The sequence below is a fragment of the Cryobacterium sp. CAN_C2 genome (assembly GCF_015751745.1).
In the GTDB taxonomy this organism is placed as follows: Bacteria; Actinomycetota; Actinomycetes; order Actinomycetales; family Microbacteriaceae; genus Cryobacterium.
In genome coordinates this window covers 1-22,001 of sequence record NZ_JADOUX010000030.1, presented here as the reverse complement: position 1 = coordinate 22,001, position 22,001 = coordinate 1, and the positions used below count along the sequence as shown (strand labels likewise).

General features: G+C 61.6%; 25 protein-coding genes and 3 pseudogenes. 15 read left to right on the top strand and 13 right to left on the bottom strand.

Translation table 11 applies throughout. The features are described from left to right. Window positions 1–25: 25 nt before the first annotated feature. Both IWX77_RS16205 and IWX77_RS16200 read right to left on the bottom strand, forming a co-directional pair. The gene (locus IWX77_RS16205) at window positions 26–562 is read right to left on the bottom strand and encodes a nucleotidyl transferase AbiEii/AbiGii toxin family protein (protein WP_327012253.1); all 537 of its coding nucleotides are present in this window, start codon (window positions 560–562) and stop codon (window positions 26–28) included. Window positions 563–719: 157 nt separating this feature from the next. Further along, on the bottom strand, window positions 720–1,700 hold the full coding sequence (locus IWX77_RS16200) for a type IV toxin-antitoxin system AbiEi family antitoxin domain-containing protein (protein WP_196845581.1): 981 nt from the start codon (window positions 1,698–1,700) through the stop codon (window positions 720–722). A gap of 376 nt (window positions 1,701–2,076) precedes the next feature. On the opposite strand from IWX77_RS16200, the pseudogene IWX77_RS16195 reads away from it, so the two are divergent. Continuing rightward, window positions 2,077–2,349, top strand: a pseudogene (locus IWX77_RS16195) (ATP-binding protein); the annotation flags it as partial. 49 nt (window positions 2,350–2,398) lie between these two features. Here IWX77_RS16195 and IWX77_RS16190 read toward each other — a convergent pair. After that, window positions 2,399–3,322, bottom strand: a complete 924-nt coding sequence (locus tag IWX77_RS16190) for a glycerophosphodiester phosphodiesterase (protein ID WP_196845580.1) — start codon at window positions 3,320–3,322, stop codon at window positions 2,399–2,401. 354 nt (window positions 3,323–3,676) lie between these two features. Here IWX77_RS16190 and IWX77_RS17285 point away from each other — a divergent pair, with 354 nt between their 5' ends. Together IWX77_RS17285 and IWX77_RS16180 are read left to right on the top strand one after the other, a co-directional pair. Then, complete coding sequence (locus tag IWX77_RS17285) at window positions 3,677–3,802, top strand: hypothetical protein (protein ID WP_327012255.1); 126 nt, start codon at window positions 3,677–3,679, stop codon at window positions 3,800–3,802. Window positions 3,803–3,906: 104 nt separating this feature from the next. Further along, window positions 3,907–4,044 carry a hypothetical protein gene (locus tag IWX77_RS16180; protein ID WP_196845579.1) on the top strand — a complete coding sequence of 46 codons (138 nt, stop codon included), beginning with the start codon at window positions 3,907–3,909 and terminating at the stop codon, window positions 4,042–4,044. An 18-nt stretch (window positions 4,045–4,062) separates the two neighbouring features. Here the strand turns inward: IWX77_RS16180 and IWX77_RS16175 are convergent, their stop codons facing one another. The 3 genes from IWX77_RS16175 to IWX77_RS16165 all read right to left on the bottom strand — a co-directional run bounded on the left by IWX77_RS16175 (window position 4,063) and on the right by IWX77_RS16165 (window position 6,687). Continuing rightward, complete coding sequence (locus tag IWX77_RS16175) at window positions 4,063–5,319, bottom strand: ATP-binding protein (protein WP_196845578.1); 1,257 nt, start codon at window positions 5,317–5,319, stop codon at window positions 4,063–4,065. 153 nt (window positions 5,320–5,472) lie between these two features. Continuing rightward, window positions 5,473–5,784 (bottom strand): hypothetical protein, encoded by a 312-nt coding sequence (locus tag IWX77_RS16170; RefSeq protein WP_196845577.1) that lies wholly within the window; start codon window positions 5,782–5,784, stop codon window positions 5,473–5,475. A 402-nt stretch (window positions 5,785–6,186) separates the two neighbouring features. After that, window positions 6,187–6,687, bottom strand: a complete 501-nt coding sequence (locus IWX77_RS16165; protein WP_196845576.1) for a MarR family winged helix-turn-helix transcriptional regulator — start codon at window positions 6,685–6,687, stop codon at window positions 6,187–6,189. Window positions 6,688–6,923: 236 nt separating this feature from the next. Between IWX77_RS16165 and IWX77_RS16160 the strand changes: the two genes are divergently transcribed. After that, the gene (locus IWX77_RS16160; RefSeq protein ID WP_196845575.1) at window positions 6,924–7,190 is read left to right on the top strand and encodes a hypothetical protein; all 267 of its coding nucleotides are present in this window, start codon (window positions 6,924–6,926) and stop codon (window positions 7,188–7,190) included. Window positions 7,191–7,683: 493 nt separating this feature from the next. On the opposite strand, the gene IWX77_RS16155 is transcribed toward IWX77_RS16160, so the two are convergent. Continuing rightward, entirely contained in the window at window positions 7,684–9,099 is a 1,416-nt protein-coding gene (locus IWX77_RS16155; protein WP_442784489.1) for an IS1182 family transposase, read from the bottom strand. A 189-nt stretch (window positions 9,100–9,288) separates the two neighbouring features. Next, window positions 9,289–9,702: a DUF4383 domain-containing protein gene (locus tag IWX77_RS16150; protein WP_196845573.1), complete on the bottom strand. Its 414-nt coding sequence runs from the start codon at window positions 9,700–9,702 to the stop codon at window positions 9,289–9,291. A gap of 187 nt (window positions 9,703–9,889) precedes the next feature. Here IWX77_RS16150 and IWX77_RS17550 point away from each other — a divergent pair. Continuing rightward, window positions 9,890–10,168, top strand: a pseudogene (locus IWX77_RS17550) (IS110 family transposase); the annotation flags it as partial. 90 nt (window positions 10,169–10,258) lie between these two features. Here IWX77_RS17550 and IWX77_RS17545 read toward each other — a convergent pair. From IWX77_RS17545 to IWX77_RS16125, 4 genes are all read right to left on the bottom strand, one after another. After that, the gene (locus tag IWX77_RS17545) at window positions 10,259–10,969 is read right to left on the bottom strand and encodes an alpha/beta fold hydrolase (protein WP_442873498.1); all 711 of its coding nucleotides are present in this window, start codon (window positions 10,967–10,969) and stop codon (window positions 10,259–10,261) included. A gap of 425 nt (window positions 10,970–11,394) precedes the next feature. Then, complete coding sequence (locus tag IWX77_RS16135) at window positions 11,395–11,937, bottom strand: carboxymuconolactone decarboxylase family protein (RefSeq protein WP_196845571.1); 543 nt, start codon at window positions 11,935–11,937, stop codon at window positions 11,395–11,397. Window positions 11,938–12,331: 394 nt separating this feature from the next. Continuing rightward, the gene (locus tag IWX77_RS16130) at window positions 12,332–12,634 is read right to left on the bottom strand and encodes a putative quinol monooxygenase (protein WP_196845570.1); all 303 of its coding nucleotides are present in this window, start codon (window positions 12,632–12,634) and stop codon (window positions 12,332–12,334) included. 37 nt (window positions 12,635–12,671) lie between these two features. After that, the gene (locus tag IWX77_RS16125) at window positions 12,672–13,028 is read right to left on the bottom strand and encodes a DsrE family protein (protein WP_196845569.1); all 357 of its coding nucleotides are present in this window, start codon (window positions 13,026–13,028) and stop codon (window positions 12,672–12,674) included. A gap of 73 nt (window positions 13,029–13,101) precedes the next feature. Between IWX77_RS16125 and IWX77_RS16120 the strand changes: the two genes are divergently transcribed. The 9 genes from IWX77_RS16120 to IWX77_RS16080 all read left to right on the top strand — a co-directional run bounded on the left by IWX77_RS16120 (window position 13,102) and on the right by IWX77_RS16080 (window position 21,036). Continuing rightward, window positions 13,102–13,656 (top strand): TetR/AcrR family transcriptional regulator, encoded by a 555-nt coding sequence (locus tag IWX77_RS16120; protein ID WP_196845568.1) that lies wholly within the window; start codon window positions 13,102–13,104, stop codon window positions 13,654–13,656. Between the two features lie 26 nt (window positions 13,657–13,682). Beyond that, entirely contained in the window at window positions 13,683–14,120 is a 438-nt protein-coding gene (locus IWX77_RS16115; RefSeq protein ID WP_196845567.1) for a hypothetical protein, read from the top strand. A gap of 98 nt (window positions 14,121–14,218) precedes the next feature. Further along, window positions 14,219–14,521 carry a DUF427 domain-containing protein gene (locus tag IWX77_RS16110; protein ID WP_196845566.1) on the top strand — a complete coding sequence of 101 codons (303 nt, stop codon included), beginning with the start codon at window positions 14,219–14,221 and terminating at the stop codon, window positions 14,519–14,521. Between the two features lie 218 nt (window positions 14,522–14,739). Further along, entirely contained in the window at window positions 14,740–15,408 is a 669-nt protein-coding gene (locus IWX77_RS16105) for an isochorismatase family protein (RefSeq protein WP_196845565.1), read from the top strand. After that, the gene (locus tag IWX77_RS16100; protein WP_196845585.1) at window positions 15,405–16,130 is read left to right on the top strand and encodes a flavodoxin family protein; all 726 of its coding nucleotides are present in this window, start codon (window positions 15,405–15,407) and stop codon (window positions 16,128–16,130) included. Before IWX77_RS16105 ends, IWX77_RS16100 begins: the two co-directional genes overlap by 4 nt. A 415-nt stretch (window positions 16,131–16,545) precedes the next feature. Beyond that, window positions 16,546–17,004, top strand: coding sequence for a hypothetical protein (locus IWX77_RS16095; RefSeq protein WP_327012256.1), 459 nt, complete (start codon window positions 16,546–16,548; stop codon window positions 17,002–17,004). A 145-nt stretch (window positions 17,005–17,149) separates the two neighbouring features. After that, window positions 17,150–17,785, top strand: a complete 636-nt coding sequence (locus IWX77_RS16090) for a Crp/Fnr family transcriptional regulator (RefSeq protein WP_327012257.1) — start codon at window positions 17,150–17,152, stop codon at window positions 17,783–17,785. A 142-nt stretch (window positions 17,786–17,927) separates the two neighbouring features. Further along, window positions 17,928–19,187: a bifunctional alpha/beta hydrolase/OsmC family protein gene (locus IWX77_RS16085; protein WP_196845564.1), complete on the top strand. Its 1,260-nt coding sequence runs from the start codon at window positions 17,928–17,930 to the stop codon at window positions 19,185–19,187. After that, window positions 19,180–21,036 (top strand): glycoside hydrolase family 15 protein, encoded by a 1,857-nt coding sequence (locus IWX77_RS16080; protein WP_196845563.1) that lies wholly within the window; start codon window positions 19,180–19,182, stop codon window positions 21,034–21,036. Before IWX77_RS16085 ends, IWX77_RS16080 begins: the two co-directional genes overlap by 8 nt. Window positions 21,037–21,300: 264 nt before the next feature. On the opposite strand, the gene IWX77_RS16075 is transcribed toward IWX77_RS16080, so the two are convergent. After that, window positions 21,301–21,753 carry a heavy metal-responsive transcriptional regulator gene (locus IWX77_RS16075; protein WP_196845562.1) on the bottom strand — a complete coding sequence of 151 codons (453 nt, stop codon included), beginning with the start codon at window positions 21,751–21,753 and terminating at the stop codon, window positions 21,301–21,303. A 54-nt stretch (window positions 21,754–21,807) separates the two neighbouring features. On the opposite strand from IWX77_RS16075, the pseudogene IWX77_RS16070 reads away from it, so the two are divergent. Next, window positions 21,808–22,001 (top strand): annotated as a pseudogene (locus IWX77_RS16070) (thioredoxin family protein); the annotation flags it as partial.

Genomic DNA, 22,001 nt, shown 5'->3' with positions numbered 1-22,001 from the left:
GGCCCAACGAAGTCCACTATGGTTATCAGCAGCCAGCCCTGGCAGCGTAGACGAATCCACTAATTCCGCTGTCCGAAATCCCCGCAGCAGCCCAGAGATCTTTGGATCGGGTGGAGGCCTGGCCGCCGTAGGTGGATAGGGTCGCGCACACCTTGTCCGCGATCTGGTCCTCGACCGCGATCGCTTGGTACGCCACGGCCGGTCCCAGACGTGACATGTCGAGCCTGAATGCTGGAGTGATGATGTCCAGTGGTGCGGCGGGGGTGCGTTTGTGGATGGCCAAATCGACCTTGAGGGGGTTCCGGGTGCCGGCGCCTCGAACGGTGACGCTAAACGTGATGGCGGCTGCGTGGAGCTCAGGCTGGGTGGTGCCGCCGGTGTCGCGGTGACTGACATATCGGAACTCGAAATGATCGCCGAGGTCGATGCTGGCTGCCGACGCCAGCTGCGCGATGGCGGCGTCGATACTCATCTCTGCCGTCTCGAGGTCCACGTCGGTCGTGCTTCGCGATTGGGAAGCCGGGCGAGCATGCTCGTGCCTCCCTTCAGCGCGAATGGACAACCGTCTTGAGAGAACACCCGGCAGAGGAAGCGATCGAAGATAACGAGGTCGATGAGGCCCTGGACGGAGGACCCGACGCCGCTCCGGTGCGCTGCGCGGGCCTTCTCGGTGATCGCGGACAGCACGGCACGCCCATCCGGGTAGGGCTCGTTAGCGATTATTGTTCTTCCCCTTCTTGCTGGGCAGTCCTCTGGCGGCGCGCGGGCGTCGATAGCTGCGCTGCAATGGTTTTCAAGGTGTGATCCATCTGCTCGCGATGTCGGTGAACGACGGGTGCGAGCACGGTGTCCGCGATTTCGGAGACCAGGCGACTCTGCTCTGTGAGCGCCGGTGTGAACATCCGCTCGATGTCGCGCAGCTCAACGCCCCCGGGCAGTTCGGGCTGGAGGAGGGCGACGATGGTTCTCAGTTGTTCCGCGACTTCCCGGCTGACGATTTCCGCCAGAGCGGCGCCGATAGCCGGCCGCTGCACGAGCGCACGGGCTGCGGCGACATCGTCGATTCCCGCGCTCCTGCGGAGTTGTTCCAGCAGTGCCGAGCCGCCGCCTCGAGGGTGGCCGTATCGTGCCGCGTACGGGGCCAGCAGGAGGCCGAGGTGTTTGAGGTCGACCGCTCGTTCCCCTCGGGTCGCGTCGGCCAGCACGTCCCCGACCAGAGACAGGTCGCCGATCTTGTCGACGAGATCAGCGACCGTGCGCTCGACGCTCGTCACCGGGAGCCCTCCGACAACTACAACGTCGCTGGAATCCAGCTGGCCCCGGCTGTAGACAATGTCCGTTCGTTGAGTCTGGCGTCGCTCACGGGTGATCAGGCGGTACGGGACCGGATTGATGTCGCCGCACTCATGCACGGCTGCCGCTGCGGCCCCGCCCACCACAACCTGCGAGGTACTGACTCGCTCCCAGGCCGGCATGATTGGTTCGGTTGACATCCAGGCGGCGCGCAGATCGTCCAGAGGAGCGACCGGTACTCCCCCGAGGCGGTACACGCCGTGAGCGAGACGCTCAAGACGCCCGTCTCGTTCCCGATGCGAGAGATTGGCGCGACCCACCCCCCGCGCCCGCGCCTGAGCCGTCGTGAACAGACCCCACTGACCAGCCGCCAGTTCCTCAAGGATCGGTTCAACAACAATGCTCATACTTGAAAAGTATAGTTATAGTATGCTTTTCCAGCAATATGGATGCGAAAGAGGGACCTGACGCGGCGACCAATCGTTGGTTCGTGGCGATGGCCGCGTGGTGGCCGTCGCGGAAGGTTCGACCTGCGAGCGGATCTGGAAGAACCGTCGACTCTTGGCGGGGCGCCTCAGAACACGGAATGAAACGTACGCTAACGGTCGCTGTCGGGTGAGTGGGCCTCACGCGAGGTCATTCGTCGCGGCGCCCTGGTTGTGACCATTCTGGCCGGTCCTCGCAGCTTCCCTGCGTGCCTGCATTTCGCGGTTTCGGGGCATATCCTCAAACACCCGACAGGACACTAACGTCGGATATGCGACGAATTCACAAGCCACCCCGGATAGCCCGGTCGAGCTCGAGGTGTCCGTCGATCGACGGAACCAGCGGGTGTCGATGGCCGTGGTCGACCACGGCGAGGGCATCCCGCCCCAGATTCGGGACAAGATCTTCCAGCGCTTCTGGCGCGCGGACACCTCACGCGCCCGCGAAACCGGGGGCAGCGGTCTCGCCATCGTCGCGTCCATCGTGGCGAGTCACAACGGCACCGTAGAGGTCCTCGACACCCACTGCGGCGGCGCGACCGGGTCTGGCTTCTCCTGGCCGGTTCCCTGAACGCGCCCCAGGGGATCACTTCGCCGAGCGCCCCTGAGGCAAGTTCGCTTTAGGCTCGCGCCACCCGGTCGGCCAGGATGCGCTCCAGCGCGTCGGGCCGGTTGGTGATCACGCCGTCAACGCCTAGGTCGATCGCGCGCTTGATGTCTGCGTCGCTATCGACCGTCCACGTCAGGCACTCCATCCCGAGGCGGTGAACCTCGGCAACGTAGGCGGCGTCGATGGAGTAGTGATACGGGTTGACCTGGTCCGCCCAGGTCGCCAACTCGGGCAGCTGAGTGATCGTCGGAGTGCCGAGGAGCCCAACGGGCACGGTCGGCTCAAGCGCCTTGAAGGCTTTCATCGAGCCGAAGTTGAATGACTGCACAACGAGGCGCCCGGCTGAGACGGCCGATTGGACGTAGCCGGGGAAGGTGTCCATCTCCGCGACCACATCGTCCTCGATGCCGGGGTAGAGTTCCGGCGCCTTGATTTCGAGGAGCATGCCGCCGCTGCTGTTTCGGATGGCCTGGATTGACTCGGCTAGAGTCGGGATCTTCTCACCGGCGAACTTCGGGTCCTTCCAGGAACCGGCGTCGAGGCGGAGCATCTCGGAATAGGTGAAGTCGCCCACTTTCCAGGGAGCGCGGTCGGGGAAGAGCTGCTCGACGTTCGTCGTCCGAGCCAGGCTGGTGTCGTGGATGACGACGAGTTCGCCGTCTGTGGAACGCTGGACGTCGAGCTCGGCGAAGTCGCCGCCGAGGGTGATGCCCTCCCGAAAGGAGAGGAGCGTGTTTTCTGGGTAGTACGCACTCGCGCCGCGGTGAGCCGCGTTAATGACCGTGACGGCCTCAGGCGCCTCGCTCGCGTGCGCGACGGCGGTCGCGGGTACGGTCGCACCGGCGGCGAGGGCGATGCCGACGAACACGGCCACTGCCCTCGCGGGACGGCGTCCGCTCGGTCGGATCTGGCGGGTTGGGGTGAGAAGTCTCATGCGGTCTCCTTGGTGTGGGGTTACATTCCAAGGCTGTCGAGGCCGAATGTCGCGCATGTGTCCCCCGTATAGCTAGCTCGTGGCCGGAGCGCGACCGGCAGGGGCCGCACCCTCCCCACCCGCGGCCGGTGGGGCGCCATCCACTGTCATGGCCACATCGTCCGGGTCCGCGCGCGGTCGTACGGTAGCGGGCGACGAGAGGTCCACAGACATGACGAGCTATCAGGTGGACAGCGAGGCCGTGCTGGGCACGACGGCCACCGCGCAGGCGGCCATTGGCCGCATCCAGGCAGAGGCGGCCGCGGGCAGGTTCAATTAACTGCGCATCTTCCGCGTGGCCAGTAAATTCGACCTATGAATGAAGAACGCGACAGGAGCGACCTGAACGTCTATGGCGCTGAAGACTTCGAAGAGCTCGACGCAATCCTGGCCGCTATTGACCGCGCTGTCGACACGGACGACCGACTAAACAGCAAGTAACGCCCTCCATTGTGGGGTTTCAAAGACGACGTCCCACGGCTGCGGACCGCTTACTACGTTGCCGGTCTCTTGCGTGAGCGCGAGAGAGCGCAGACGATTCAGGCGTGGTTTCTAGGAGTGAACCCGGCACCCGGCGACAACTCCCCGCTGCTCTACTGCGCGTCGAACCGCTCGACGACGTCGCCCCGAACGTCATCGCGGCCGCTCGATCGTTCACTGCCCACCGGCAGGTTCCGGCGTAGGCCTATCCGTCGCGGCGGCTACTCGATTTGTCGGTCGATGAAGTCGGCCATGCCGGGCACGGTGAACGCGACGAAGCCGCGTTCGGGCGTGTAGATGTAACCGTTTCGGATCAGGTCTCGGCGATTGACGGAGAGATCCGTGGTGCGCTTCTTGCCCAATCGGGCCACTAGTTCTGCCATTGATGACGGAGCATCGTTATCGATCGCCATCGCAGCCATGAAGGCTCGCTGTGTGGGGGTGGCCCGCTCCCACCTTGACTGGTAGAGACCTTGTTCAACCTCGGTTCGCGCTGATTCGATGCCGATCCTGGCATCGTCAAGTGTGATGATGTCCGTCGCCCGCACTGCCCAGACATGGCTCCCGCAGGCTTGGATAAAATACGGGTATCCGCCCGTGGCCGTCACGGCTGCATTCAGTGCGTCAGGCTCCCAATCTACTCCGTTGGCGCGTGCGGGAGCAGTGAGGGCTTCAATAGTTGCAGCCGTGTCGAGCAACCCAATCTGTCGGTAGTCATAGAGGCGCTCCGCATAGCTCGTGGCATCGGCGAGCACTGCAGGGAGGGAGGGTAACCCGGCGCCGACGAAGACGACCGGGACTGGGAAAACGTCCTGGCCAAGATTGTGTAGGGCAACGTTGAGCGCAGCGAGATCGTCGGATGATGCTTCCTGGAGTTCATCGATGGCCAGCAGGAGAACTGTATTGGCTTCGCGGGAGGCAAGCCCGATGGTCTGAAGTAGCTCCTGGAGATCGACTGCCAGATCGCCACTGTCGGCAACACCACGCTCCGCTTCGATGTCGACTGTGAACGAGTACGTGCCCGACGGGTCGACGCGCACTTGGAAGGAACGCAGGACGCGTGCAGCTTTAGACCAGAGCTGTTTGGATCGCTCGGAACTGGAGAGTACGCGTCGAAGTGCGAGATGGAGCTCCTTGGCTAAGGCAACAGCCAGGGGGTTACTGCTCGTCGCTTCAACCTTAATGAAGATGAGTTTGAGTTCGGCGGCCTCGCGTCCGAGCTGGTTCAGCAGTACGGTTTTACCAACTCCTCGGAGTCCGGACAAGATCCAGGGTCGTTCCCCCTCCCCCGTTTCTCGTGCTTGGTAGAGCCGGTTGCGGAATTCTCCCAGCAGGTCGGAACGGCCGGCAAGGACCGGTGGGACGCGACCGGCGCCGGGCTTGAAGGGGTTGGTGACAAGATCCATAACTAAAACAATATAGCAGCGAGTAAACAAATCGTTTACTCGACTATATAATCCTTTATCAATTCCGGTCACGCACCAACGCACCGCACTTCCGACGAAGGATGTCCGTTGGCAACGGCTGACCGAAGCCCCCGTCATGAACCAAGGCGCGGTGAAAACGTAGCCGTCGCCTTGGCTTGATCCACCGACGCGTCACGGGCAGGTGGATCGAGATTCAATCACGATTTATCCCAGGCGTCTCATCGAGACCAATTCAGGATGAGCTTTAGACGCCAGCTTCGTATCCTGATGCAGGTCCGTCTCCTTGAGGAAGAGAGCCGCCGTGATTCCGACGACTGCGGTCACGATCAGGAAGAACGCAGCTGAAACGAGGATATCTGTCTGCGCGATGAGAAGGGTGGCGATGAAAGGTGCGCCACCGCCGAACAATGCCGCGGGAATGCTGTAGCCAATGGACATGCCACTTGTGTTGACGCCGACCCAAAACAGGGCCAATAGTGCCTTGGGTTCTAGTGGTCGTTGCAACACCTCGATCATGGAGATGGATGTGGGCGGACCAGAAGGATGGATGGCGGCGTTGACGGGAGGCCGGCGTTGCGGTCACCGGGCAGGCCGCTGGTATGGTGGCGTGCGCACTGGCAGACGTTCTGGGGCCTGGTCGCTGAATCGGGGCTCCAGTGAGCAGACGGCGGTGGAATCCGCCGCAGGCGCCACTCCTCGATCGGGCAAGTCAGCCCCGTGGACTTCGAGATGCAATACTTATCAGAACACGCGGAAGTTTAACTCGCCGCTTAACCCGTTTCCACGAACCGGGTCAAGGCCAAACGTAATGCGGGCCAGCTTCGCCGGACCTGTATATTTCTCGGCCCTTCACGCTTCATAACTCGAAACCCCCACGATAGCGACTGATGCCGAAAATCGATGAACCTTGATCTTGCTTCAGGGCGTCGGACTCTTCATCGCTGCGCTTTGAGTTCCAGCAAGTCCTTCCTCCATCTCGTAACCAAGCGCTGCTGCGATATCAAGCAGCTGCGCCTCGAGCACCTCTTGTTCAGCATGAGACATCTTCCCCTGACCCTTGCCGATCAGTGCACGAAAACCCACATACATGCTCGCCATCAGCGTCTCGCCTGTCGCGGTCAGCTCCAGGAACAGGCTGCGCCGGTCATCCGGGTTGGCAACTCGACACACAATGTCCCGAGCGACCAGCCGGTCAGAGATCGCGGTGACCGCACCCGTGGAGAGATCTGTGGAGCCGGCCAACATCTTGGGTGTTACCCGGCCAGCTTCCGAGATTCGAAAGAGCACCCGAACCTCCGACCCGGTGAAGCCGGCCTCCGCCGCCATCCCAGCACGGGTCTTGTCCAACGCTCGAAGCAGGATGACTACAGCAGCAGGCACACCCTCGAGAACCTGGACGGAGCCACTTTCCTTGAACATGCATTCCTCCTGACATCTACGGCAAGTCTCAGCTGGTTCCAAAGTATTTTCGCATCCACATTAGCGGCGATTCCCATCACCTTCCCACACAGAAAAGCACGAACTGTGAATAGTTTAGAATCCAAACTACTTGGGTAGACTCTGTCTCCTAACGCCAATTTTTCAGAGCATCGTCCGGCCTCTGCTGAACCATCATGTGTTCCTTCAGATCCCGATGAGAGATAAGGCCCGAATCCATGAACGAGTATTACCTGACAGTGAATGGCAACCGTTATTCTGTCGACACCGACGATAACTTGGCGGAATGGAAAACCTCAGTTATTGACGCAGTGCAGCGCGGTGGCGGGTTCATCAACGTAACCAATACAGACGGGTTCCTAACCACACTGCTGATCACTGCGAACTCGACCGTCACGGTGCAGAAAGTCCACCTCCCACAACCACGACTGGAACCATGGACGAACATCCTTACCGACGAGGCCTTCACGTACGAGGATTACTAGAACCCCTCGGAACGTCCTGCCGAGTCGAATCTCAGGAATGACCCCACGTCGGTTCGCCAACACTCGACACAAGCAGGATCGCCGCAGTCCCATGCCAATGGGATTACGTGATCGTATTCAAGATTGTTCTGTGAGCCACACTCGACGCATCGGCCGTCGTCGCGAGGCGAGACGACAATCTTCACGTCTTGATAGATCGGAGCTCTCTTCGTTTGTCTATCGAACTCTCGCGTGAGACTTTGGAAGTAAACAAAGCGGTGGCCCGTCTCGGAAGGCGGGCCATCGCGTTTCGTGCCTAGGAGCGTGGGTCGGTAGTCGCATAGTCGGTGTGGGGGGCCCGTTTCGTGGTGGCAATGCGTCGCAGGGGCGGCCTGAACCTCGTCGTGTGAGTTGACGGGTTTAGGGATCTACGAAGCGTTGCTGCCGACTGAAAAGAGGGCCAGGGCGCCGGACGCCGTCGGGCGGGGCTGCCCGCCGGGGCGGGGCCGGTGCTTTAGGTTCCCAGCCGGGGCGACAGCGGGGTGTTTGCGGCCAGGAGTGCTCGGGTGTGCATGCTGTGTAGCTTCATCAGGTTGTGGCAGGCGGCGATGAGGTCCCACTCCTGGGCGGCTTGGTCCAAGCCGCGCAGCAGAACGAATTTGCCTTGCCGGGTGTGAATCTGACCGAACACGGGCTCCACGATCGCTTTGCGCCGCGCATACACCGTGCGCCCCCTTTTCGTCTTCAGTTTGCGAGCCATGCGTTCTCGCAGCGTCGCATCAGCGGGGATCCGACCCCGAGGAACCTCCGGAACACGTTCACCGTGCTTCACCCGTCCGGTCGCGATGAAAAACTCCGTCGTGCCGCCAGTGTCCGTGTGCAGGGCCTTCGCATAGTCGAGGTTCGCTGCTGAACAATACCCGGCATCGGCCAGGACCTGCCCGGGCAGAACCCCGACCGTGTCGTGCAGTTTCGTCATCAGCGGCACGACCTGTTCAACATCCACGCCAATGTTCGTCAACGTCGTTGCGACGATGACTTGGTGATCCTGATCAACGACGGCCTGCGCGTTATAGGCGTAATGAAACGATCCGTCGGCGGTTTTCATGATGCGGGCGTCCGGGTCGGTGAAGTTGCGTTGCGCCTTCGGAGCGACGACCGCGTTCGTCGCCGCGTCCTCACCCTTCTGGGCGACGTCGGCTTCGTCGTCGCCTTTCTCGCGGGCTTTCTTCTCCGCATCTTTCCGGGCCCGCGCGGCCGCGTCGGCTTCTAACGCGGCTCGCGCTTCGGCGAGTTTGACCAGGCGGGACTCCCGCCGGGCCAGTTCCGGGGGCAACTCGTCGCCGCGTTTGTCCTTCCCGAACCGGGCGTCCTCCGCCGTGTCGATGGCGTCCGCGTCAGCGAGCAGCGCGGACACTTCCTCCGCGAGGACTTTCTGCTTCTCGGTCAGGCGGGCGTAACTCATAGCTTTGCGCCGGGAGGCGTTCGCGCGCACCTTCGTCCCATCGAGGGCGACCTGCCCCAGCGACACCATCCCGGCCGCTCGGCACAGTTCCAACGCTTGCAGGAACACGTTCCCCAGCGCCGCGAGGTGCCGTTTTCGAAACCGGGCGATGGAACGAAAATCGGGTGCTTGCTGCGCGGCCAACCAGCGAAAAGCGACCACGTCCACACACACCCGCTCCAACTCGCGTGAGGAACGCACCCCGACGCAATACTTGTAGAGGAGGACCCGGACCATCAAACGCGGGTCGTACGGCGGCTGCCCTTTCGTTTTCGCATACGACGCATAAAACTTCCGCAGGTCGAGCTGCGTTTCGACGATGTCCGCAATGAAATGCGACAGATGGTTCTGCGGCAACCACTCATCCAGCGATGGCGGCACGAGCATCACGGCGGCCGGTTCAAACGCCCGGAACCGCTTATTCACGCCCGCCCCAGCCTCCACACCAGCATCGACGGGGTCGACGTGCTCAAGCTCCGCCGCGGGAAACAAGCCATCCGAATCGCTCATAGCAATTTTCCCAGACCCCAGCCCGAAGGCGGGGAAATCGCCCGGCGTTTTAAACTTTGCCGTTACTGACCCACGCTCCTAGGGGGTGTCGGATCTCGTCTTGTGTTAGGAAGTCATCGAGGTGCTGCTTCCGGAGCGATCCGCAGCGAGCCCGACTCCGAGCAGAAGCACAGCGCTAGCCAAGTGCAGGAAGTGGTCCCCGGTGTTCAGAGCCAAAATGTTGAGGGACGAGTCCGCAATGAAAAACCCGACGATCCCGAGAAGCAGGTAGGCCGTGCCAACGGTACTGTTCACGGCCTTCGCCCCTGACACGCTTGAAAGTCCACCAATCAGCAGGGCCGCCCCGATGAGTAGATGAACGATGTTGTGCAGTGGGTTGACCTCGAAGATTCCGAGGAGATAACCACCCTCAGTTGCGATGAACCCGACGCCAGCAGTCACGACAAAGCCGAGCAGACCGACCAGGAGATACACGGCCCCGAATATTGTTGCGACCAACCTGTTGGGAGATCTAGTCATTGTGGTGTCCCCTTATCGATTCCACGATTCACACATGCTTCGATGGCTGCTCGAAGTTCCCGATCTCTCGGATCGGTTTTGAATAAAAGCACGTTTCTGTGCGAACTCTAAACAGCGCCAATCGTAACAGCACCGAGGTTTCTTTGAAAGGCGCCACGTTGACTCATAAGAAACCTCCGGGACCTTCACCACTGCCGTCACGACCTGGGGGTCGACAACAAATCAGATCCTGACCTTAAGCGAATTCCTTGACGCGCAGAACGTGACCGTGGTGGGGATGGAATCCACCAGCGATTACTGGAAGCCGTTCTATTACCTGCTGGACGAGTTCTTGCCGGTGATGCGGGTGAATGCGAAAAACGCCCGGAACATCCCGGGACGCAAAACCGATGTCTCTGACGCGCAGTGGCTATCGCAACTGGCCACCCACGGCCTGCTGTGTCCCAGCTTCGTGCCACCGGAACCTGCGCTCGTCAAGTTCTCGAGACAGTCTGATGTGTTTTCTTCTCTACCGCAGCCAGTTGGCGACGTTCTTGGTGAGCAGCGAGAGCGGTGGTCATGCGGTCGATCCTTCCTTGGCGCCGGCGAGGAGCGAGTTGATGGCGTCGGCAATGTTCTGTGGATGGTCTTCGGGCGTGAAATGCTTGCCTCCGGGTATCCGGAGCAGGGCCGCTCCGAGGTCAGCTGCGAGCCGCTCTCCGTAAGCGATTCTTTGGAACGAATCGGCTTCACCCCACACCACCCGTGCGGGCAGGTTCAAGTCCACCAACTGGTCCGCGATGTCCAGGGTGTCCTGGACATCAAGTGCTTCGACCTGTCGCATCATGCTCCGCGCCGCGCCCTGGGACACATACGGCCCCCAGTGTTCGGCGAGGGATTCCAGGGCAACATTTCGGTTGTCGTGGCCGCGGTAGATTAGCTGGACGAATATCGGATACATCAGAACCTGAGGCGTAAACGTCAATCCCGGCGCCACGCGCTGCATCGCTTTTACACTGGGTATGGGCCACGAATCGTAGGACACCGAATTGGTGAGGACGAGCCCCGAAAATCGCTCAGATGCACGCACCGCGGCGATTTGCGCTACTCCTCCTCCAAGATCATGCCCGACGAGGATCGGTGGTTCAGCCAGGTCAAGGGATTCGATCCAATCCAGGAGATATCCGGCCTGGGCTGAGAGGCTGAGATCAGTGTCCTTCCCGTCAGGGATGCTTGATCCGTAGCCTGGCATTTCCCACGCCAGTGTCCTGCCCTGAACCAGCGGCATTACGTGTCGCCAGAGCCTTGGCGAGGTGGGTATCCCGTGCACGAGAACAACGGGGCTGCCCGTGCCGTGCTCCAACCAGCGCGCAGCCATACCGTTTACGGTCGTTGATCGTGTTTCCAAGGAATTCTCCGTTCACCCCACCGAGCGTGGGTTGTCAAGGACGGCGCCAGAACCTGCCCATGAGCCTACTCGGGTTCACAGGCGCCAAGACGAGCAGGTCCCAGCGCGCGCCGGCCCCCAGGACCTCATCTGGGCGTTCCAACTACATGCGCTGACGGCCGAAGCCTTTGAAACGTGGCGGGAGCACAGGCATTTGGTGTGAGGGCGGCGCGGCGAACGGCAGGCACCTCACCACTGGAAAGTCGAACCAGTTCGGGAGCGTTGGACGCGCGCCAGTGCTTGACGGCGTGGGTGCGTGCGGGGTCTTAGAGTCCTGGGGCTGCGGGTAGGTCGAGGTCGGTCTCGACGAGGTGGTTGAAGTAGTTGGTGAAAAGGTTGAGTGCGATATGGGCCGAGAGCTCGGTGAGTTCGGTATCGGTCCATCCGGCGTCGAGGGCGGCCTGCCACGCGTCGTCTTTCACGGCGCCCTTGTTGGCGGTGCTTTGGCGCGCCAGTTCCAGCAGGGCGTCGAGCTTCGCCTCGAAGTCGACGGTGCCCTTACGGATGGCGATGGTTTGGTCTTCACTCAGGCCTGCGGCTTTCGCGCTTATGGTGTGAGCGGACTGGCAGTAGCGGCACTCGTCGACGTTGCCGACGACGAGGGCGATTGCTTCCCGGGTGCGGCTGTCGAATGTACCGTAGTCGCCAATGACTTGCTGGAAGGCGACGTACATGTGGAGGACGACGGGTGAGTGGGCCATTGCCCCGTGGATGTTGAGGACTTTCCCGAATTGCTGGACGAGGGCGCCGAGTTCTGTGCGGACGGCCTCGGGTGCGTTGTCGGTGGTGTGCACAGTGATGCGGGTCATAGTGTTCCTTCTCTGTTGGAGATCTGGGATGCGGGGCTGCGCGCAATAGGTCAAAGTTAGATGAGTCGTACGCTTCTGGTTTTTCCGCCCTCGAAGGCGCAGTACGGCTTTGTGGAGGTCGCCACGCCAGGGGCCGGATTCGTCAATCACACCTTGATGCTATTTCGCGGCCGAGGACGTTCAGCTGTCGATTCACGTTAGGTAGAGCTTGTCAAGTTGTTTGTGTAAGTGGCGTCCCACTTCCTTGGTACATGGACTGCTCCGTGCGAGTTGTGTGCGAGAAAGACCCGCGGTTACATCTACAGCGGCACCGTGCAGGCTGGGGTTTCGTAACCTGGGACACGCAACGCCGCAGAACCGAGGGTGTGTGCTCGGTTCTGCGCCGCGGGGTTGATCAGATGTCGCTGGCGGTCTGAAACTGTGAGATTTTCGGAGCGCCGTCAAGGAGTGACACTAGCTCGGTCAGCTCAGTCGAACCTGCCCCGGCGCGCCATTGACGGTAGGCCGCATCGGCTTCGGCTGAGGCCCAGCGTTCCAGGAGGATCACGTGTGCAGCATCGTCAGTATCGATGAGCACGTCAACGCCCAGGCAGCCCTCGAATACCCGGGTCTGGGCGAGGATTTTTCTCAGCATTGCCGGTGCGGCCGCAACTGCTTCTGGCTTGAGTTGAAGGTCGAGAATTACAGTGAGGGTCATGGGGGGCTCCGAATCAGGTGAGTGGCGGGAGGGGCGGTTAGAAGCTGAGGATCTGGTAGCCCTCGATCACGAGGTTTCGGACGCTCGCTTCGCCCTTGTACTCAGTGAGTAGGTTCCAGCCGCCCAGAGCGATTGCGTCGGAGACGCCGTGGGAGGTGACGCAGAATCCGCAAGCGCCGCGGATGTTGTCCTTGAGTGCCACGGCGAGGGGGTTCATCTTGTGGCTGGGCGCAGTAATCGCAGCCAACGTTTCGACGCCGGAGCCGTCGAAGACGACGACGACGTCATCGCCGGCCTGCTTGAATTCGAGGGCGGTCTTGAGGCCGCGGTAGACGCGTGAAGCGTCGGAGGTGATGGGCTCGTAGATAACGACGGCAATTTTCAAATCTGACATGGTGTGCCTCTCTTTCTAGGTAGACCTATCTGGTCACTACCGACTATACCGATCTGTCTGGTAAAATCCAATTATGGACTCCACGTTTGCACCGCCGGCGCCGAGTGCGCGGGTGCGCCTGCTCACATCCGCCAGTCGTCTTTTCCACGAACATGGCATCAACGCCACGGGGATTGATCTCGTCGTTCGTGGCGCGGGGGTGGCGAAGGCTAGCCTCTACAACAACTTCGCCAGCAAGGAGGCGCTCGTGGTGGCGTACCTGGAGGAAGAACTCAATGGTTGGGTCGATCACGCCCGAACGCTGGACGATCCCCGGTGGTCGCCGCGGGAAAGGGTTGCTGCCCTCTTTGAAGCACTCGCGCTCTCTGTCGAATCGCACACCTTCTACGGGTGCCCCTTCACCAACGCGGTGATCGAACTTCCGGAATGTGTGTCGGTGCGGCAGGTCGCCGATCGCTACCGCGATGCGGTTCGCACGCATCTTTCCGAACTCGTTCAGGAGGACCCCGGCACGAGCGTCGTTTCCCGCCTCGTTCTTCTCTATGACGGCGCAATCACTGCCGCGAAGGTCGCCCGGGACGCCGTTCTGGTTCGCGAGGCGGGCGCCATGGCGCAGGAACTCGTCTAAATGATTCACCGAAAGCAGACGAACTTATGAAGATCACCGACGCGTCGCGGGCATTCGAACTGACGACGCGGCCGATTCACCCGGACTCGCGGGCCGCGCTCGACAAACGCTGGAACGAACTGCCCCCACACGTTAAGGCTGACAACCAGCTCCCGGCAGCGTCGGGAGGCCTCCTCGACGGCGCCTTTTCCAGCTATGTGATGAGCGCCTTTGACGATTGGCAACCCGCGTGGACACGGATGCGCGCGCTCCTGCATCCCGGCGGCCGCGCATGCATCGTGGATATGCAGTTGCCCGTGGGCGCCGTGCGGGTGTTTCGCCCGCTCGTTCGGTTAGCGACAGCGGTCGGCGGCGCCATCCTCATCGCCCAACCCTGGACCGTCATCGAACGTGAGGGCGTGAATGTGCAGTCCGCATCTGTGCGAGGCGGGCACATTCGCGTCGTTGCCGGAACGATGCTCTGACCCTCGGGGGTGCCCCGTGTGTTCCAGATCACAGACCTTGTCAGCGCAGGCCTTTACGCTGGTTAATAAATGTTTTCCCAACGGAAAGGTTCACTCCCATGAAGGCAGTACTCAACGGCACAGTGATCGCCGAAGCGCCCCAAGACGCCCTGGTCAAGATCGAAGGCAACTGGTATTTCCCACCCGACAGCGTCAACTCCGACCTCTTGGTCAAAAGCGCCACCCCGTACACCTGCCCGTGGAAAGGCGAATGCCAGTACTTCAACGTGAAAGACGGCGACACCATGCTGCAGGATCGGGCGTTCAGCTACCCCGCTCCGTATCCTTCCGCCTTCGAGCGAGTGGGCCGCGATTTCAGCAACTACGTCACATTCTGGAAAGAAGTACAGATCACTGAATAACGCCCCCACGGGCGAGGCGCACCCAAATTCTGCCAGCGTGATGGGAGCGCCGGCGACGCGCGCGCCGAGGTCCAAGGCGGGGCGACGTCGAGCGGTCCGGAACTCCGACGTCGGCGATGTGTGACCCAGATTACTGACTTGGCGGAGCGATCGCGCGTACGGTGTTAAAGCAACGGTCGTGCGGCTGCACGCCCGGGAACTTCACGGAAGAGAGCCCCATGCTTTTCGATAAATCCAGCACAGCACTTGTGCTGACCGATCCTCAGAACGATTTCCTGAGCCCAGACGGTGTTACCTGGGCTCTGGTCGGTGCGAGCGTCGAAAAAAACAAGACCGTTGAGCACATAGAACAATTGCTCGTGGCCGCCAAAGCGTCCGGTTATGGGGTCTTCGTTTCTCCGCACTACTACTTCCCCCACGATCACTTGTGGGAATTCGGTGGAACCTTGGAAAAGATGATGCACGAAATTGGCATGTTCGATCGCCCCGGTCCCTTGGACCTTGAGGGGTTTGTGGGCTCGGGAGCTGACTGGCTGGAACGCTTCAAGCCCTTCCTGGAAGACGGAAAGACGGTCGTGTGCAGCCCGCACAAGGTATACGGGCCGGAGCAGAATGACCTTGTGCTCCAGCTCCGGAAACGCGGAATCAGTAAAGTCATCCTCGCTGGCATGTCGGCCAACTTGTGCGTGGAAAGCCACTTGCGTGAACTCTTGGAACAGGGATTTGACGTGGCAGTCGTGGCCGACGCCACCGCCGCTGCACAGCATCCTGAACTCGGCGACGGGTATGCGGCCGCTGTGACGAACTTCAACTACATCGCGGGGATGGTCCTCTCGACCGATCAGGCCGTGCAGATGCTCGAGTCCTCCACGTCCGCGGGAGAATAGTGAGCGTCGAGCCGTCAGCCTATGGCGACCTGAGAGCAGTTTTCATTAACTGCACGTTGAAGAAGAGCCCCGATCTCAGCCATACGCAGGGGTTGATGGACAAGAGCATCGCGCTGATGCGGTCTCGGGGAGTGACGGTGGACGTCGTCCGATTCATCGACCACGACATTGCGACCGGCGTGTATCCGGACATGCGCGAACACGGTTGGAAGGACGACGCGTGGCCCGACGAGGTATGGCCACTCGTTGCCGCCGCTGACATCCTCGTCGTCGGCGGACCGATCTGGCTCGGCGATAACTCCTCGATCACCCGCCAGCTCATCGAGCGCCTCTACGCCATGAGCGGGCTCTTCAACGAGAAGGGTCAATACGTCTATTACGGCAAGACGGCAGGTGCGCTCATCACTGGCAACGAGGACGGTGTCAAACACGCGGCGATGTCCATCCTCTACAGCCTGCAGCACATTGGCTACAGCATCCCACCGGCTGCTGACGCTGGCTGGATCGGTGAAGTCGGACCGGGACCGAGCTACCTCGACCCTGGATCGGGCGGCCCAGAAAACGACTTCACCAATCGCAATACAGCGTTCATGACCTGGAATCTTCTCCACACCGCACGAATGCTGAAGGATGCGGGAGGTATCCCCGCCTACGGCAATCTCCGACAAGCCTGGAACGAGGGAGAACGCTTCGGCTTTGACGCCAACCCGGAATATCGCTAGCAGCACTGTCACGATGTGAATTCGGAGTCGAGCAACTCGGTCGCTCCGCGGTCTGCGCTCAGCCGAGGACCGACCTGAAACGGCGCAAGTTATCGTGCGCATCGCCATCAACGACGTGGGGCTCAACCTTTACCAGATGATGGAAAAGGCGGGAAGAAGCCTCGCGTCGCTGTGCGCTGCGGCTCTTGGTGCCGTCTGGACGACGGTACCGATCGCGGTGCGTGCAGGAACAGGAGGCCGAGGGGTGGCGGGATCTGCGCGGCCCGCAATCTGGCCAACCAGGGTGGCGACGTCACAGTGGTTGTCTCAGCTCCGGGCCTATTTTCTTGTTGTGTGTTCCACGTCGCAGAACTCACGGTTGTCTCCCGATTATCTTTCTGGCAGTAGGCACACTCCACTGATGAAAGGTTCTCTCATGTCCGCTTCACAAACTGCTGCACAACACTCCACTGCCCTGCCCTCCACGTTTGACCGGCGCATCCTTGCCGGAGTGTTGGGTGGACTCGCCGGCGGTGTGGTTTTTGGGATGCTGATGGCCATGATGGGGCTACTCACCACTATCGCCTCGATGGTCGGCTCGACGTCGGCGTGGGTTGGCTTCGCCATGCACCTGATGCTCTCCGTTCTGATCGGGCTCGGACTGACCATCCTGTTCGGCAACCGCCTGCTCACCGGTTACGGTCGCGGCACCCTCGTCGGCATGGCTTACGGTGCCATCTGGTGGGTCCTTGGGCCGCTGGTGATGATGCCCCTGATGCTGGGCATGCCTGTCTTCAGCATGGACATAACCAGCGTCTTGTCCTTGATGGGGCACCTGATCTACGGAGCTATTCTTGGACTCACAGCCGTACGCGTGCTCAAGAACCGTGCGTGAAGACTGCGGTGACGAGCTGAGCGCGGCCCCGACCGGGGATAGACGCCCCTGGTCACCGCACGCACGAGAGGTCAACCCTTTGCTACCGACGCCCTCCGAACCGTTCAGCTGCCTCACGGAGGTTGAACTGTTCGCGGACCTCAGTTTGGCTGAACTCGCCGCGATGGACCTGATGACCCCGGCCCGCACGTTCCGGGCCGGGGAGTTCGTCTTCAGCCAGAGCCAGCCGGTCACCGCGCTCTTTATTCTCAAAGCCGGTCGGGTGCGCGTCTTCCGCGTCACGGAGGACGGGAAAGCCCTGACCATGGCAATCCTCGAACCCGGTGCTGTATTCGGGGAGATGCTCCTGATCGGCCAAAGAATGTACGACAACTATGCTGAAGCGATCGAAGACGCTGCGATCTGCCAGCTCAGCGTCGCCGAGGTCGAACAATACTTGCTCTCCGATCCCCGCATTGCCGTGCGCATCTCCCGTCTGCTGGGCGAACAGGTCGCCCGACTTGAGGAACGCCTGATCGATCTTGCCGTGCGTCCCCTGGCCGCACGAGTGGCCCGCACCCTGCTTAAACTCGCTGAAGCGGCGACCCCGCCCCGGTTCGGCCACACCACTGTCGTGCGACTCACTCACGAGCAGTTGGCCGGACTCCTCGGGGCCACCCGGGAAGCGACGAGCAAGACGATGTCCGACTTCGCCGCCCGCAACCTCATCCGTCAAGGACGCGGACGCATCACTATCCAAGATGCCACAGCGCTGCGCACTATCGCCAAGAGAACAGCCTGATTCACATTGATGACTGCCCCAACGAGACAGAAGTCGGTCAGCATTTATTGGCTACGAATCTCGCAGCCGACTGCCTGAAACAGGCCAACCTGTTCACGGACTCACGGACCCGGCTAAGAATCACCAACAGAGAAGGAAGACGATGAGTCGACAGAGCGAAAGATTAGAATTTTCTGGGTCCCACGGGTCGTCGCTGGCGGCGCGGCTGGATCTTCCGGACTCAACGCCTCGGGCGTATGCACTGTTTGCGCACTGCTTCACCTGCAGTAAAGACGTGCTCGCGGCCGCCCGGATCTCCCGAGCCCTGACCGACTTCGGCATCGCCGTCCTCCGATTCGACTTCACCGGCCTCGGCCAATCCGGGGGCGACTTCGCCAACACCAACTTCAGCTCCAACATTGACGATCTGGCCCACGCCGCCAATTTTCTCCGCGAACACTATGCGGCGCCCTCGCTTCTGATCGGGCACTCGCTGGGCGGGGCGGCCGTTCTCGCCGTCACCCACCGCATCCCCGAAGTGCGGGCAGTAGCAACCATTGGAGCTCCGGCCGACCCCGACCACATCAATCACCTCCTACTCGAGAGCCGCGCCGAGATCGAAGCGCGCGGAGAGGCTGAAGTACAACTCGCCGGTCGTACCTTCCGCATCCGCCAACAATTTCTCGACGATATCGCCGCGCAGCCTCAGGCCGAACGCATCCGCAACCTAGGCGCGGCCCTGCTCGTCATGCACTCACCCGTCGACACCACGGTCGACGCGGACAACGCGCGGCGCATTTACGACGCGGCCCGGCACCCGAAGTCCTTCGTCGCCCTCGACGGTGCCGACCATCTCCTCACCAAACCGGCCGATGCCACATTCGCTGCCGGGATGCTCGCCACCTGGGCCAGCCGCTACGCGTTCGACCCGGTCCCGGTGCCGGTCCTTTCCCCGGTGCCGGCAGATCCAGACGAAGGGCTCGTCGTGGTCTCCGAAAGCGGTACGGGCGCTTTCGCCCAGAATATTATGATCGGCCAGCACCGGCTCACCGCCGACGAACCCGAACCAATCGGCACCAACACCGGCCCGTCACCCTATGACTTGCTGCTGGCGGGTCTGGGTGCGTGCACCTCGATGACGGTGCGGATGTATGCCGAGCGCAAGAAGTGGCCGCTGGAGAAGGTCACCGTGACGCTCCGACACTCCCGAATCCACGCGCAGGATTGCGCGGACTGCGACACCAAAACCGGACAGGTGGACCGAATCGAACGGATCATCCGTTTCGACGGCGGCCTCGACGACACCCAGCGGCAGCGGCTGCGCGAAATCGCCGACCAGTGTCCCGTGCACCGCACTCTGCACTCGGAGGTCATCATCGACACGATTGTCTCCCCTCCGGCAGGCAAGAACTCGCATGAGTGACCTCCCGATCGCCGACCACGCGTTGCTCTCGGATCGGCACTCCGCCGCCCTGGTTGCTCGGGAGGGTTCGATCGTCTGGCTCTGTTTTCCCCGGTTCGACAGCGAATCCGTGTTTGCGTCAATCCTGGACGACGATGCCGGGTACTGGTCTATCCGGCCCACCGCGGCGAGCACGTCAACCCGCTCCTACGTGGCTGGGACGATGGCCCTGCAGACCACCTTCCATACCGATGAGGGCACCCTTGAACTCATTGATGCCCTGGAGTTGGGGGCCGGGGCCGATCCACACCGTCTTGGCGAAAACGCCCCACACACGCTGCTGCGCGGCGTGCATTGCACGAGCGGGCGGGTCACCGTCGAGATGGTCTGCCGCCCTCGCCCCGAATATGGTCTGGTGGTCCCGGTTTTTGCTGAGATCGATTCCGGTGTCGTCGCCACAGGTGGTTCGGGTCGGCTCACCCTGTCGCTTCCTGCTCCGGTGACAGGCCTTGACGGGGAGATCCGGGTGCAGCTCACTCTCGAGGCAGGGCAACACCGGTATTTCGCCCTGCAGCGCACGCGCCTCGGCGAGCCGCTGCCTGGTGCCTACACTCAGGATGAGATCGCGGCCGGCTTGGCGGTAACGACCGCGAGTTGGCAGGAGTGGTCGGCGATCCACCAAAGCTATGACGGGCCGTGGCGGGAGCTGGTTCACCACTCGGGACGGGTGCTGCAGGCGCTGAGCTACCAGCCCACCGGTGCGATCGTGGCCGCTGCCACGACATCCTTGCCCGAGGAAATCGGCGGTGAACGCAACTGGGACTACCGCTACTCCTGGGTGCGCGACGCCAGCTTCACCATGAAAGCCCTCTGGGTTGCGGCCTGCCCGGACGAAGCCCACGAATTCTTTGACTTCATAACCGCGGCCGCCGCGCACTCTAGGCCCGAACGTCATCTGCAGATCATGTTCGGCATCGGTGGCGAACATGACCTGGCCGAACGCGTTCTCCCGCAACTGACCGGGTGGCGGGGGAGCGGCCCCGTGCGGGTCGGAAACGGTGCCTGGGACCAACCTCAACTCGATGTCTACGGCGAACTTCTCGACTCCGCGTTCAGGCTTCGAGGGCAACTCGGAGAAATTCAACTGGCTGCGCGAACCTTCCTGATCGCCCTCGCTGACGCCGCCGCCAGCCAATGGCAGCAGCCGGACAACGGGATCTGGGAAGTCCGTGGCGCCCCGCGCCACTTCCTCTACTCGAAACTCATGTGCTGGGTAGCCCTCGACCGGGCCATCGCCATGGCCGAGCAGCTGCACGCCACCGACCGGATCGCACAGTGGTCAGCGACGGCTGCACAGATCCGCGCCACCATCCTCGAGAAGGGATGGAACGAGGAGGCCAGTGCCTTCACACAATCCTTTGATTCGTCCGAGCTGGATGCGTCGTCATTGATGATGTCCATCGTCGGATTCCTGCCAGCATCCGATCCACGCGTGCTCGCCACCGCAGACGCCATCATTGAGCGGCTCACGGATGCTCGAGGCCTGGTCTATCGGTACCAAACTGACACCGGTGTCGACGGCCTGGACGGTCACGAGGGAACGTTTCTGCTCTGCACATTCTGGCTCGCCCAGGTGCTCGCCGACGGCGGGCGGCTCGGTGAGGCCCGCGAGGTGTTTGAGAGAGCCGTGAGTCACGTCAACGACGTCGGCCTGCTCGCCGAGGAGGTCGACTCGGAAACCGGCGAACAACTGGGCAACTTTCCCCAGGCCTTCAGCCACGTGGGGCTGATAAATGCCGCGTGGGCCATCAAACAGGCCGAGAGCGGCTACCCCGCCGACGAGAGACTAGCACCAGAAAACGCTCCATAGCCTGGGTGTCGTTGCACCTATCAATCCCAACCATGCAGTGCACGTGAAAGACGCGCTCGCGTCATCCGGTTCTGGACTGACCGATAAATTCGCCTCGCTCCTCCGTGCGACCCCCAGCCGCGAAAGGACGGAAGACCAGGTCAAGGTGATCGGGACCCGCTTGGACAGTTCAAGCCGGACGAACCGGAACTGAAGCGGAGTCGACTCGGCGGGGCTGGCCTGGGCCGTCGCCTTCATAACCGAGTAATTGCGGAGGACATTCCACTAGCGAGATGGGGAAGCGGCTTTTCCATTCCGGTGTTTTTCTTCGGCGGTGTATTCGGGGTTGGTGATGATGTTGCAGATGTCTGCCTCCTCGCATTCGACCGGGTCGCGCCCGTGACTGGCGTCGATGAGTCTCTTGAGCTCCGTAGCCAGAACAGCGAGCTCGAGTTGGCGGGCTTGCACGTCTTTCAGTTTGCGATCCAGCAGGAAGGATGTGTGGGAGCAGGGAGCCTGGCCCGCATCGCGAAGGGCAAGAACACTGGTGATCTCCGCGAGCGTGAGGCCGGCCGCCTGTCCACTCTGAATAAAGCTCAACCTGCTGATCACGGCGGGATCATAGTCACGGTACCCGTTCGGCTGACGAGGAGGCGAGGGCACAAGCCCCTGCTTTTCATAAAAACGAATGGTTTGACGATGAACGCCGAGAGCGGCGGCGACCTCTCCAATGAGCATGATCTGAGCCTAACGCTTGACCTTGCACTGCACTTCACGGTTTAGCGTTGGCGTATGGACATCACTTTGCAATATTTCGACGGCTGCCCCAATTGGACAGTGACCGACGAACGGCTGCTGGCGCTCACCGAAGGAAACCCCGGGATGGTCGTTCGGCGGCACATCGTGGACACCGCGGAAGAAGCCGAACGGGTGGGATTTGGCGGTTCTCCCAGCATCCTCATCAACGGCATCGACCCCTTTGCACG